Raw genomic sequence first — 14,212 nt, forward strand, 5'->3', positions numbered from 1 at the left:
ACACAATCTTGAAAAAACCAATCAGCCGCAGGATTTAGCCTATGTGATATACACTTCAGGAACTACGGGACATCCTAAAGGTGTAATGGTGGAGCATAGGAATCTTGTAATAAAACTTACAGCGGAAAAGCAAGTAATGAATCTTTCCAACAGTATGAAAAGCTGTTTAATTACTAACTATGTGTTTGATGTATCTATTTTAGAAATTTTATTGCCATTAATGACTGGTGGATGTATTGCTATTCCAAAAACGGATATAATACTGAATTCCAATGAAATAATACAATTTATAAAAGCAAACCAAGTAACAATATTACAAGGAACACCTACCTATTTTAGAAATATATTATTAAGTGGCAATTTAATTGATGCGATTAATTGTGTTGATACCATTTGTTTGGGTGGAGAATCTTTGGATGAAAAAATTGTATTAAAACTTAATCAGGTATTTCCAAACGCAAGTATAAACAACCATTATGGACCTACCGAGACGGTAATTGATGCAACCAGCTATTTAAATATTAAAAGTTTCCCAAAAAACATCATAGGAAAACCAATAGGCAATACCAAAGTTTACATACTTGATAGTCTTAAAAAACTGCAAGCTTCCGGGGTTGTTGGAGAATTATATATCGGAGGAGATTCATTAGCTAAAGGGTATTTAAACAAAAATAATCTGACTCAAGACAGTTTCGTATTTAATCCATACGATTCCGGCAAAAAAATGTATAAAACCGGAGATTTGGGAAGATGGTTGCCTGATGGGAATATAGAGTTTATAGGCCGAAAGGATAATCAAGTCAAAATAAGAGGAAATCGAATCGAATTAGGAGAGATTGAAAAAACAATTTTAAAAAATGCCGCGACTCTAAAGCAAGCAATTGTAGATGTAGTGTATGTAAAAGAAGAAAAATTTTTAGTTGTTTATTTTACTGCGCCTACTTCAATTGACTTTTTTGAGATAAAAAATTCGGTTAGCAGCTACTTGCCTGACTATATGATTCCAACGTATTATGTTCAAGTAAATGAGTTTGTCCTGAATTCCAATGGTAAAATAGATAAAACAAAATTTCCTGAAGTATCGGAGAGAAATCTGATTAAGAATGTTTTAGTACTGCCTGAAAATCCTTTAGAAGAACAGTTATTAAACTTTTGGAAAAAGATATTGGACATAAACGAAATAAGTGTAACAGACAATTTTTTTGATATAGGAGGGAATTCGATTCTGGTTACAAAACTTTACGAATTAATTAAAAAGGAAATAACGGAAGATAGCAGTATCACTCATTTATTTTCTATGACCTCAATCCGTCTTCAGGCGGAACATTTGTCCCAATATATAAATAAGACTATAGACACTAAAGAAATTATAGAAATTGATTTTTAAAAATAAAATAATGAAAGATATTGCTATCATTGGTATTTCAGGTGTTTTTCCTGAAGCAGAGTCAGTAAATGAGTTTTCGAAAAACCTATTGAACGGAAAGTGTTCAATTAATGAGATACACGAAAAAAGGTTATTTGATACTTCTATTTCTGATGATATAAGTTTTTACAAAGCGGGGTATTTAGATGAAATAACCCTTTTTGACAATAATTTTTTTAATATTTCTTTGGGTGAAGCCGAAGAAATGTCTCCAAATCAAAGATTGATTTTACAGGAAGCTTACAAAACATTTGAAAATGCCGGATATCGATTAAAAGATTTAAAAGGTTCCGATACTTCAGTGTATGTTGCTGATACGGAAACTGATTATTACCTGCTTGGTGAAGAATCAACACCTACATTAATTGCCGGAAATACCAGTTCAATAATCGGAAGCAGAATTTCAAGATTCTTCGATTTAAGAGGTTTGTCATTAAATGTGGACACGACCTGTTCTTCTTCATTAACAGCAATAACAATTGCATGTAAAGATTTACTATTAGGAGAAACAAACCTTGCTTTAGTTTGTGGTGTAAACATAAATGTGATACCTCCGCAAAAGGATTCTAAAATAGTGCTTGGAGTTGAATCAGAAAACGGAAGTTGTAATCCTTTTTCTGAAAATGCACAAGGCGCTTTACCAGGTGAAGCAGTAACTTGTGTTTTACTTAAATCTCTGGAACAGGCAGAAATTGATAACGACCAGATTTATGGTGTAATTAAAGGGTTTGCATTAAATCAAGATGGAAATCAATCCTCAAGTATCATGGCACCAAGTAGTGATGCTCAGGCAGATGTAATTCGTCAGGCATTAAAAAAAGCCGGATTGAATCCGGATGATATTACCTTTATAGAAGCGCATGGTACTGGTACAAAGCTTGGAGATCCTATTGAGATTGATGGAATTTCTCAAGTTTTTAAAGACAAGATTGAAAGTGATGAGAAAGTATACATTTCATCTGTAAAGTCTAATATTGGACATGCTGACAGTGCTGCCGGTCTTGTCAGCCTGATTAAAGTAATAGCATCATTTAAGAATAATATTATTTATCCGTCAGTTAATGCACTTCCTCTAAATTCGTATATAGATTTTGTAAAATCGAAGGTTGAAGTAGTTACAGCTCCAATTCATTGGAATGACGTAATGAAAAATAACAGAAAAATTGCTGGAATAAGTTCATTTGGATTAATGGGTACCAATGTGCATTTGATTCTAGAATCATATGAAAAAACAGCATTGCCTGCTGATGAAAATCCAGATGAAGAACATCTTTTTTGTTTCAGCGCAAAGAGTGTAATAAGCTTAGGAAATTATTTAAAAAAGTTCACAAAATATTTGTCTGATACAACAGATACTATATCTGACATCTCTTATACATTGAATAATTGCAGAGAGATATTTCAATATAGATTTGTGGTAAGTGCAAAAAGTAAGGCACAATTATCGGAAATTTTAGCCAATACAAACAGCGATTCGTTTACTGACAGCAGTATGGATAATTTTAATACTAAAATATTATTATTTGATGATTCCATAGCCGTTGATGACTTCGAATTAAAAAGTATTCCGGAGTATACTATTTACAAAACACGCCTTTTAAGCAATGCTCAGAAATCATTATTTATACAATATTCGAGTTACCAATTACTGCTTGGTTCAGGAGTAGTTATTAATGAGATGATTGGGGTTGGTATTGGAAAAACCCTTCTTAAAGTATTAAAAAATGAAATGTCTCTGGATAATGCTCTAGAACTTATAGATACGATTGCTGAACCGGAAAGTACTGTACAGGATTTAGAAGCCCGTACTGAAAAACTATTGGATAAATATTCAGAAGGGCTAAGAATCATTAGCGTTGGATACGAAGGCAAATTAGGAAGTATACTGAGAAAAATTAATAATAGTAAATTATGCTATAATTCAATTGGATGCTGTTTGCCAAAAAATAATAATTTAAAAGTACTCTTTGATTTTAATCACACAATTGATCCTAAAGGGTTTTATTACAACCAGGAATTTACCAAAGTTGAACTGCCTTCTTATTCTTTTGATCTTAAAAGATGCTGGATTAGATTGACAAGTAATCCATATCATCCATTGCACCATCAAGTAGCAGGGTTTACAAAAAGCAATGATATAGAAAATCATGACAATGTGCCCATCCTGGTTCAGCTGACAAAAATGTGGAATGAAATTCTAAAAACCGATGTAGAAAGCAATGGTGATTTTTTTGAATTGGGCGGACACTCTTTAAATGGATCACAGTTGATTAATAAAATTAACGAACGTTTTACAATCGACTTAAACATTGATGATTTATTTGAGAATGGAACACCACTGGAAATGGCTGAATTAGTGGAATCTATTTTAGCAAAAAATACTACACCTGTGATTGGACTGAATGAAATTAAAGTTGTTGATAAACAGGAGCTTTATGACGTTTCATTTGCTCAGAAAAGATTATGGCTGCTGGCAAAAATGTCTAATAATACATCCAGTCTTAATATTCCGGCATCTATTGTTATTGAAGGCGAGCTTAATTTTGTAATGCTGCTTAAAGCCTATAAAATTCTTATTGAAAGACATGAATCTCTAAGAACTACATTTGTTTTTCAGGATGGTAAATTGAAACAAAAGATCCATGAAGCTGATGATCTGGATAATTCTATAAAATTCGAATTAAAAGAAAACATTTCCGAAAATGCCTTAAACGATTATGTGATAAAGTTAGAAGAAATGCCTTTTAATTTAGATAATGAATCATTAATGCGCGCAGTTTTGATTAAAATTCCGGATAATAAGCACGTATTGAATATTACATTACATCATTTAATTTGTGATGGATGGTCAATTGAAATACTTCAAAAAGAACTTTTTTATATTTATAATTCAATTTGTTCAGGAGAAAATCCTGAGTTGAAGGAATTGAAAATTCAATACAAAGATTTCTCTTCGTGGCAGTTGGAAAGATCTCAAACCATTTCTTTTAGCGAAAGTGAGTCGTTTTGGCTCAATCAATTCAAAGAATCACCTAAAACACTGAATCTTCAACTGCAAAAGAGCAGGCCGGAAATAAAAACGTATAACGGAAATATTACCACTTTTACAATTCCGCAGGAATTAACAGATAAGGTAAAAGAATTCCTGAAAGGGGAGGATGCTACTTTAACAATGTTCTTTGGAACAATTTTGAATTTATTTTTGTCTAAATTATCGGGAGAATCCGATATAACTATTGGAATGCCTATTTCAGACAGAAACCATAGAGAATTAGAAAATCAAATAGGTTTGTACCTAAACACAATAGCAATCCGATCAAAATTTGGTGAGAATGCTACTTTTAATTCTTTAATTAAAGAGGTGTCAAACAATTTCAGATCAGCGTATAAGCACCAGATATATCCTTTCGAACTTTTGGTTGAAAACTTACATCTGGAAAAAGATTATAGCCGTTCCCCTTTATTTGACGTTGTATTTACGGTTCAAAATTATTTAAACATAAATATTTTAGATGAGCTGGAAAATTTTGAAAATTCGAGTTTGAAATTGAACTACTTAAAGTTAAATAATTATTCAAGTGCTCAATTCGATTTGGTTTTCAGGTTTGTAGATTTAGAAGACAAATTATTTTACGAATTAGAATATAATACTGATTTATTTTCAAAGGAAACAATAAACAGCTACAATAGTTTTCTGCTTAATTTAATAGAGCAATGCCTTGACCATAAGGAATTGCAGGTTGATGAAATATCATTGTTATCGGATAAAGAAATAACGAATCAAATTCAAATACTTAGCGGTACAGACCAAAAAGTGGAGATTGAGAACAATATAGTGGAACATTTATCCTCGGTTTTTGCATCCTATAAAAACAATACGGCAGTAGCTTACGAAGATGAATCCTATACTTACGAGCAGCTGGACATTATTTCATCAAAATTAGCACATTATCTACTCGTTAATAACAATTTAAATTCGGAGGATAAAGTAATTGTCTCGTGTGAAATTTCACCTCTGCTGATAGCCGCCATATTAGGAGTTTTAAAAGCCGGTTTAGTATATGTTCCGCTGGATAAAAAAATACCAAGTCAGCGTCAGTCTTATATTTTTGATGATGTACAGGCAAAACTAACCATCAATGATCAATGGCTTGCTGAGTTTGTTGCTAATTTAGAGAATATTCCAGTAATCGAATCGAATATTGAAATAAGAAAAGAGCAACTGGCTTATATCATTTATACTTCCGGCTCAACAGGAAAGCCAAAAGGCGTAATGATAACACATCAAAACTTGATGGAGCTTATGTTAAATTGTAAAAACGCTCATTTTGATTTGTCTGATAATGACGTGTGGACATTATATCATAATTATTCTTTTGATTTTTCGATTTGGGAAATTTTCGGGCCTTTATTTTTTGGAGGGAAATTGATTCTTATTGACAGAACTAAAATATTAGATTTTACAGAATATTTTAAAATTATCAAAAAACATAAAGTAACTGTTCTGAATTTTACACCAAAGGTTTTCGCCGAATTTGATAATTTAAGGATTAAAAGAAATGAGCATTTTGAGAGTTTAAGGTATTTGATTTTTGGAGGAGATACTTTATATCCAGGCACTTTCAAAGATTGGTACAACCAGCATCCTTCCTGTAAGATTATAAATATGTATGGAATTACTGAAATTACCGTACATGGCACATTCAAAGAAATCACGCAGGCTGATATTTTTGAAACAGGTGGTGTTAGTAATATAGGAAAGCCTCTTCAAGGATTTAAGTTTTATATTTTAGATGAAAAAGGAAAATTAATTCCTGAAGGCTTTATTGGTGAAATTTTTATAAACGGAAATCAGGTTTCAAAAGGCTATTTCAATAAAACGGAATTAACAGAAGAACGTTTCAAGGAAAGCGATCGATATGAGTTAGGTACCTTATATAGAACAGGAGATTTGGCCCGTTGGCTGCCAAATGCAGAATTGGAGTATATCGGAAGGATAGACAGTCAAATAAAAATTAACGGTTTTAGAATTGAGTTAAATGAAATTGGGAATGTATTGTTAGAACATCAATCGGTTCAGCAAGCTTATGTTACTTCTGTAAGCGAAGAAAACAAAATATATTTATTGGCGTATTATACTTCTGTTATAGAAATTAATTCAGAAGAGTTAAAAAATTTCCTTAAAAAACACCTTCCTCATTACATGATACCGGACTTTATTGTTCCAGTAGATCGTATTGCATTGGATTCAAATGGGAAGATTGACAAATCTAAATTTCCAGATTTGCAGACCATGAAAAAAAGCAATGAAAAGACAGAATCTGCCGTAGAATTTGATGTTGAAGATGATACTCTGGCAAAAATTCACACGCTATTTTGTAAAATTTTAAATTACGAAGAAGTTTCAATCAGTGAAAACTTTTTTGACTTGGGAGGCTCTTCGTTACAGTTGATTCAGCTGCACAGTGAAATTGACTCTTATTGGCCGGGCAAAATGCTGATTTCCGATTTGTTTGAGTTACATACAATCGAAAAAATAGCTTCTTTCCTTGATAGTGAGGCTATCAAATTGTCTTCAGTTGAAGAAAAAAACAAAATTGATTTTTTTGAAATTTAAAGAAATATTATGAATACCGCAATTATTGGGTTAAGTGTACAATGCTCTAAAACCAAAGGCATTGAAGACTTTTTGAACATATTGGAATCTGCCAGGGTTTGCATAGATCAGCCATCGGATGAAAGAATAGCAAATTCAAAAATTGACAAGAAAGAGGTTTTTTACCCTTATGGATATTTGGAAAGAAATGATTATTTTGATTATTCTTTTTTTAATTTATCCAAAGCGGAAGCTGATGCGATGGATCCAATGCATAGGATGCTTCTGCAATCAGTTTGTGAGGCAATTGAAGATAGCGGCTATTCTTTAGACTATATTTCCAAGCAAAATGTAGGCTTATTTATCTCAGCACCAACAGGTGTTTATAATCAGATATACCACTCATCAAGTCCTGAACTTGATTTCATCGGAGGAATATCTGCTATGGGAGCTGGTCGAATAGCGTATTTTCTGAATATAACCGGTACAGTAATGAATATTGATACTGCTTGTTCCTCTTCATTAGTTGCTGTTCACGAAGCGGTTCAAAAAATTAAAAACAATGAATTGGATATTGCTATTGTAGCAGGTGCAAGATTGTTGTACTATTTTAATGAGCAGAATGAATTGAGCAATGATGCTATTATGACTGCTGACGGGCAGTGCCGCGCATTTGATAATAGTGCAGCCGGAACTGCCGGTGGAGAAGGAGTAGCAGCAATTATCTTAAAACGAGCTGATAAAGCGATAAATGATCAGGATAATATCTTATCTATTATAAAAGGATCGGCTGTTAATCATGATGGAAACAGGTCAAATGGGGTTACAGCTCCAAGTCCTGCTGCCCAAACTGTAGTAATTCTGAAAGCATGTGAGAATTCAAAAATTCCTGTTGAAACTATTGGGTACATTGAGACTCATGGTACCGGAACAAAATTGGGCGATCCAATTGAGTATAAAGCGATTAAAGATGCATTTTCTAAAAATGAAGCACCTTATACTGTTCGACTGGGCACATTGAAACCCAATATAGGACATCTTGACAATTTATCAGGTTTGATGGGGATTGTTAAAGCAGCTTTGGTACTAAAAGAAAAAAGATTCTTTCCGTTGGCTAATTTCAATTCATTAAATGAGTTTATCACAGAAGACCCAAATATTATACTAAGTAAAACGGGAAGTGACTGGTTTTCAGATAAAATAAGAAGGGCAGGAGTTAGCTCTTTTGGGTTAAGTGGCACGAATTCACATGTAATATTAGAAGAATATATTCCAGAGCAGAAAAAACAGGAAAGCCTGAATAAAAATGCTAGCTGGCTTAAAATTTCTGCAAAAAGTGTTACCAGTTTAGGAAAATATATTGACTCAGTCTATAATTATCTTTCTGCGAAAGAGGATTTCGAATTAAATAATATTCTCTGTACATTAAATGAACAACGTTCGGATTATAAATATAAGATAGCCATTCCGGGAAAATCAATTTCAGAAATACAAGAATCTCTTTTATTCCAAAAACAAAATATAGAGAAGGTTACAACTGAAAATTATAATAAGATTGCGGTTCTTTTTCTTTCGGATGTTATAAATGAAGTGCCTTGTGCGGATGAATGTCAACATTTTGACCAGCTTTATTACAATGAAAGAAATGCATTAGAGCCTCTTAATTTTATTACATCGGTTAAACAAACCTTAGCTATTCAAGTAGCAGTATATAATTATCTTCTTGATAAAGGGTTTTTAATCAGTCATTTAATAGGTAATGGTTCGCTAGCTAAAGTTTCAAAAGAAATTATCGAAAATCAAGAAATATCGATTGAGAACATAGAATTAGATCAAAAAACCAGTATTGATTTCGATAAATTAAAAATAATTGGAAAGAAGCTAAAAGAAGAAAATACGTTACTGATAATTGTCGGAAATAATGAAGAAGTAAGCAAGCAGATAGAAGCATCATTTCAGGAAAATGAAATTCCGGTCATAGATTTATATAAAAATATTTCTACGGGATGGGGACAATTATGGAGCACTTTGTACAATCATGGCTTACGATTTAATTGGGATAGTTTTTATTCAAAAGAAATATATAAGAGATACAAAGTACCAACGTATCCTTTTGAAGAGAATTCCTGTTGGAATGCGATTATAAATCCCTTACTGATTTCCAATAACGAATCAAAAAAGGAATCTGAACAAATAGTTGATTTGTCAGACGATTTGAGTGTTGATGAAACTGTTACCCGTTTATTACAGGATACTTTAGAGAATAAAACATTTCAACTTTCTGACGATTTTTTTGAATTGGGAGGGAATTCGATAGTTGGTATACAGTTTATTAATCGCATTAATGATTTATATAAAATAAACATTGAGTTTGATGAATTATTCAATTGTTACAGTATCAGTGAAATAATCGATTTAATTAAACTGACTATTGATAATAACAAAAACCTTGTTCAGTCTGAAAAAAATAATAATGCAAGCGTATTAGCCTCTTTTGATCTTTCGAATTCACAAAAAAGAATGTGGGTTGAATCACAAACAAGAGCTTTATCCTTAGCTTATAATATTTGTATGAATTTTGATGTTCAGGGAGTAATAGATCTTGAGATATTTGAAAAAACGCTTCAAATTATTGTTAAAAAACATCAATGTTTACGTGCCATATTTCCAATAAATGAAGATGGCTTGATTCTTCAGAATATAATCCCTTTTGATGTATTTGATACTGCAAAAATTCTGGAATATACACATGTCAGTCAATTAAAATCTTTGGAATCGAAAATCCAGGGAATCCATGAGACGCTGTTTGATTTAGAGAAGGGCCCATTATTTAAGGTACATGTTGTTCAATTAAATGAGAATGATTACAAGCTGATTTTTCTATTTCATCATATTATTTTTGATGGCTGGTCGACAGGTGTCTTTATTTCAGATTTTATTACAACATACAAACAGGTATTAGACAATACGTATGTGTATAAAGAGAAAAAAGAAAATTATGGAGACTACATCATTTGGTTGAAAGAAACGCTGAATACACCGAAGATAGATTCTTACAAACTGTACTGGCAGAATAAATTAAACAATATAAACACAAAATTAAATTTAGGAAATCAAAATATTGGAACTTATAAAGGAAAAAAATTAAACTATATTTTTGATACTGAAGTAGCCAAAAACTTAAATGGAATTGCAAAAGATAACAGAGCCACTTTATTTACGGTACTGCTTGCTTCAGTAAGAATATATTTATATCGTCTGACTCAGGAAAATTGTGTGGTAGGTACGCCGGTTTCCGGAAGGGTAAAAAAAGATTTTGAATCAATAATTGGTCTGTTTGTCAATACAATACCACTTTACACCGAAATTTTAGACGAGAAAAACTTTCAGGATTGTATTGCAAATGAAATGGATTCGGTTGTAAAAGCATTAGAATGTCAGGCATATCCTTTTGATTTATTACTGGAAGATTTAAAAATTGACAAAGAAACATCTCTGTTTGATGTTATGGTTGTTTTACAAAACCAGAATAATCGATCTGACTTAAATTATGATGAAATACCATTTAAAATTCAAAGTGATACCAGTCAGTCTGAGTTATATACCCGATTTAATCTGACATTTACCTTTTTTGAAGTTTTAGATGCAATAGAATTGGAACTGGAATATAATCTTGACGTCTTCGATTCGGCGTTTATAAGTTCTTTTATGGACAATTTTTTACATTTTGTCAACCAATTGATCTCATTTCCGCAAAAAAGTGTTTCTGCTTTGGAACTGGTAAATGATGTTGAGTCAGAAAGGTTATTAATTGAATTCAATAATGATAAGATTACTTACCCTAAAAATAAAACCATAGTTGATCTTATAGAAGATCAAGTTCTAAAGACACCGGATAAAGTTGCGTTGATTTTTGATGATCTCAAAATAACTTATAATGAATTGAATGAAAAATCGAACCAGTTAGCGAATTATTTACTGGAAAAGCATTCAATCGTAAAAGATGATTTTATCGGCATTCAGATGGAAAGAAGCGAGTTGGTTATAATAGCAATTTTAGGAGTGCTTAAATCAGGGGCGGCTTATGTACCTATTGATGTTGATTATCCTCAGGATAGAGTAGATTTCATAAAAAAAGACAGTAAATGTAAATTTATTATAGACGAAAATAGTGTGTTAAATCCTGAAATTTTAACATTTACAAGAACCAAACCCGATACAGTATTAAACACTGAAAACGTATCGTATGTTATCTATACATCAGGATCTACAGGAGTTCCTAAAGGGGTATTAATACAACATGAATCATTAGCGGATTATGTACAAACATTTGTAAATTATTTTGATGTAGATGCTCATGATGCAGTAGTAAGTCAGGCTACAATTGCATTTGATACTTCAATAGAAGAGATTTTCCCAATTTTAACGGTTGGTGGGACATTAGTCATTGCCAAAAACAACAGGGATTTTCATTCTGTTTTTTCTCTTTGTGAGAAACATAAAATCACATTGTTAAGCACAAATCCATATGCAATTCAATACCTGAATTCCAATATCAATAATTATGATCTTAGCTTAAAGACAGTCATAAGCGGAGGAGATGTTTTAAAATCGGAATATATAGATAATTTGTATCAGTATTTGAATGTTTACAATACATACGGACCTACAGAAGCAACAGTTTGTGCAACCTATCATAAGGTAAATAGCTTATCCAATTCTATTTCCATCGGAAAACCCATAACAAATAAAAAAGTATATATACTTCAAGGAGATTCATTGGCTCCCATTGGTGTTAGCGGAGAATTATGCATTGGAGGAAAAGGACTGGCTAAAGGATACTTAAATAATGAAGAATTAAGTAATCAAAAGTTCATTGACAACCCTTTTGCCCAAGATGAAAAGATATATCGAACAGGCGATTTGGCTAAATGGACACATAACGGATCTATAGAATTTCTAGGAAGAATAGATAACCAATTAAAAATAAGAGGACATAGAATTGAATTAGAAGAAATTGAAAAAGTTATTTCAGATTACAGCATTCATATACAACAAATTGTGGTAGATGCTAAAACGGTTAATAATGAAAAGGCCTTAGTAGCCTATATTGTTTCACAATCATCAATTGACAAATCAGTGTTAAGGAATTTTCTTAAAGAAAAATTACCGTCTTACATGATTCCTTCTTTTTATGTGTATTTGGATGAAATACCTCTTACTACTAATGGTAAAATTGATAAAAAGCAATTACCTGAAGTAAGCCCGGATGATATAATCAGAAATGAATTTACTCCTGCTGCTAATGAAGTTGAAGAAAGATTGAAGGTTATTTGGCAGGAAAACCTCAATGTTGACAATATTGGGACAACAGATAATTTTTTTGAACTTGGAGGGCAAAGTATTATTGCCGTAAAAGTGATTGCATTAATCAACCGTGAATTTACAACGGATTATCCGCTTGATATTTTGTTCCATGTCGAGACAATAAAAGAATTATCATCTTATATTATTAACGGCTATGATTTTAAAAAGGATTATTATGAATATGGAAAAATATCTTCTTCAAAAATGGTATTTGCTTTACCGCCTATTTTAGGATATGGAACCGCGTATAAAAACTTATTTAATGACATAGAAGATATTAAAGTCATCGCTTTTAATTTTATCGACAAGACTGAAGATGTTGTTTCTTATTATGCAAATCAGATCAATGAGTTGCAGCAAAGTGGCAGTATAGTCCTTTTTGGTTGGTCTGCAGGTGGTAATCTATCTTATGATATTGCAAATTATCTGGATGTAAAGTTAAATCGAAAAGTCTCTTCTATTGTCATGCTGGACTCCTACGCTATTCCAGTAGAAGATTCCGAAATAGAAGATATTTCGAATATAGATGAGCATATAAAATACGATTTAGATCTACAAAAATTGTATCAAAATGACAATATTTTAGAAAATGCAAAAGCAAAATTGTTCACTTATTTAAAATACATGCATGGTATTGAATACAAGCATAAAATAGTTTCAGATTTATATCTTATAAAAAGTGATGAGCCAATGTCAAGTTATAATTGGGAAGGCTATTTTGATACAATACATTCCATACAAGGAAAAGGTGATCATTATTCGATGCTGCAGGATGAGTGTTTCGTTGAAAACAAATATCTGATTCATGAGGTTTTGTCAAAAGTAAAAAACAATTAAATGGGCGAAACTAATTACATTTTCTACCAAAAGGAAATAGCCAAAGTAGAAGCACACACTATAAATGGTAACTATAAAGAAGCAGTGCTTATTTTTAATAATCTTCTTAGCCAATTTACATTTATTTTCCCCAGAGATGCTTATTTGGCAGCACAGTTGGCCAGTTTCACCGATCAGAAGGAAATAGCCGTAAAATTTTTAATTGAAGCCATAAAAAGCGGAAGCAGTTTTAAAATCTTACTGCAAAACCTGCATATCAGGAATGTAATCAACGATATAGGGATTGTTGAATTTGAGAAAATCTACTTTCAATATAGGAAAAAAGATATTCCGCAAGAGCTGAAGCAGGAAATGTTAAGTCTTTATCATAAAGATAATGAGTATCTGACACGATATAGTAAGATCTACAATATTTTTCACAAAAAAAAGATATTGACAGAATGGGATGAGTTCTCTTTAGTTGCTGGTGTGAAAGTAAGAGAAATTATAAGAAAAACGGGTTTCCCTTCCTATAAAATCTTAGGTACAGAAAATTCAGGCGATTATAAAAAAGGACAATTTAAAGACCTTATTTCATCTCATTTAGCGGTTATACTTCTAGCCCACGACCAGGAAAACAATAAAGAAATAATGATTGTTTTGCTTGAAGAACTAAAAAAGGGAAATATAAACGCGAGGACTTTAGCATTTATCCGAGACATAATTACTTATAAAAGAATTAGAAACGGGGATTTGAAACAGGACGAATATGATCTTTATGCATATGGAGTATTTTCATTTCTGGATAAAAATACTGAAGAAATATCAAGCTATAACAAAGTGCGAAGCGAGATCGGGTTGTGTGATATAGAGATAGAAAAAGAAAAGCATTTTATGAATAAAAAGTACAAGAGCAGTACGCTTTGGTATAAAAAGAACAGAAACTTTAAGCAACCTTTTTTCCATTTTTTTTTAGAAGATATATGTTAATGAACGATAGCAAACAA

The 14,212-nt window shown here is 31.9% G+C and carries 4 protein-coding genes; all 4 read left to right on the forward strand.

From position 1 onward, the window contains the following. A partial coding sequence (locus ACRDEC_RS09080; protein WP_431498020.1) for a non-ribosomal peptide synthetase occupies positions 1-1,387 on the forward strand: 1,387 nt, incomplete at its 5' end. 10 nt (positions 1,388-1,397) lie between these two features. Next, the gene (locus ACRDEC_RS09085; protein ID WP_431498021.1) at positions 1,398-7,043 is read left to right on the forward strand and encodes an amino acid adenylation domain-containing protein; all 5,646 of its coding nucleotides are present in this window, start codon (positions 1,398-1,400) and stop codon (positions 7,041-7,043) included. 9 nt (positions 7,044-7,052) lie between these two features. After that, positions 7,053-13,226 (forward strand): amino acid adenylation domain-containing protein, encoded by a 6,174-nt coding sequence (locus ACRDEC_RS09090; protein ID WP_431498022.1) that lies wholly within the window; start codon positions 7,053-7,055, stop codon positions 13,224-13,226. Beyond that, entirely contained in the window at positions 13,227-14,195 is a 969-nt protein-coding gene (locus ACRDEC_RS09095) for a hypothetical protein (RefSeq protein ID WP_431498023.1), read from the forward strand. Positions 14,196-14,212: the final 17 nt, after the last annotated feature.

It is taken from the genome of Flavobacterium sp., assembly GCF_050696275.1.
Classification (GTDB): Bacteria; Bacteroidota; Bacteroidia; order Flavobacteriales; family Flavobacteriaceae; genus Flavobacterium.

Excerpts from the sequence above, each read along its gene's own strand:
- ACRDEC_RS09085 (WP_431498021.1), top strand. The coding sequence starts at position 1,398 with ATGAAAGATATTGCTATCATTGGTATTTCAGGTGTTTTTCCTGAAGCA.
- ACRDEC_RS09090 (WP_431498022.1), top strand. The coding sequence starts at position 7,053 with ATGAATACCGCAATTATTGGGTTAAGTGTACAATGCTCTAAAACCAAA.
- ACRDEC_RS09095 (WP_431498023.1), top strand. The coding sequence starts at position 13,227 with ATGGGCGAAACTAATTACATTTTCTACCAAAAGGAAATAGCCAAAGTA.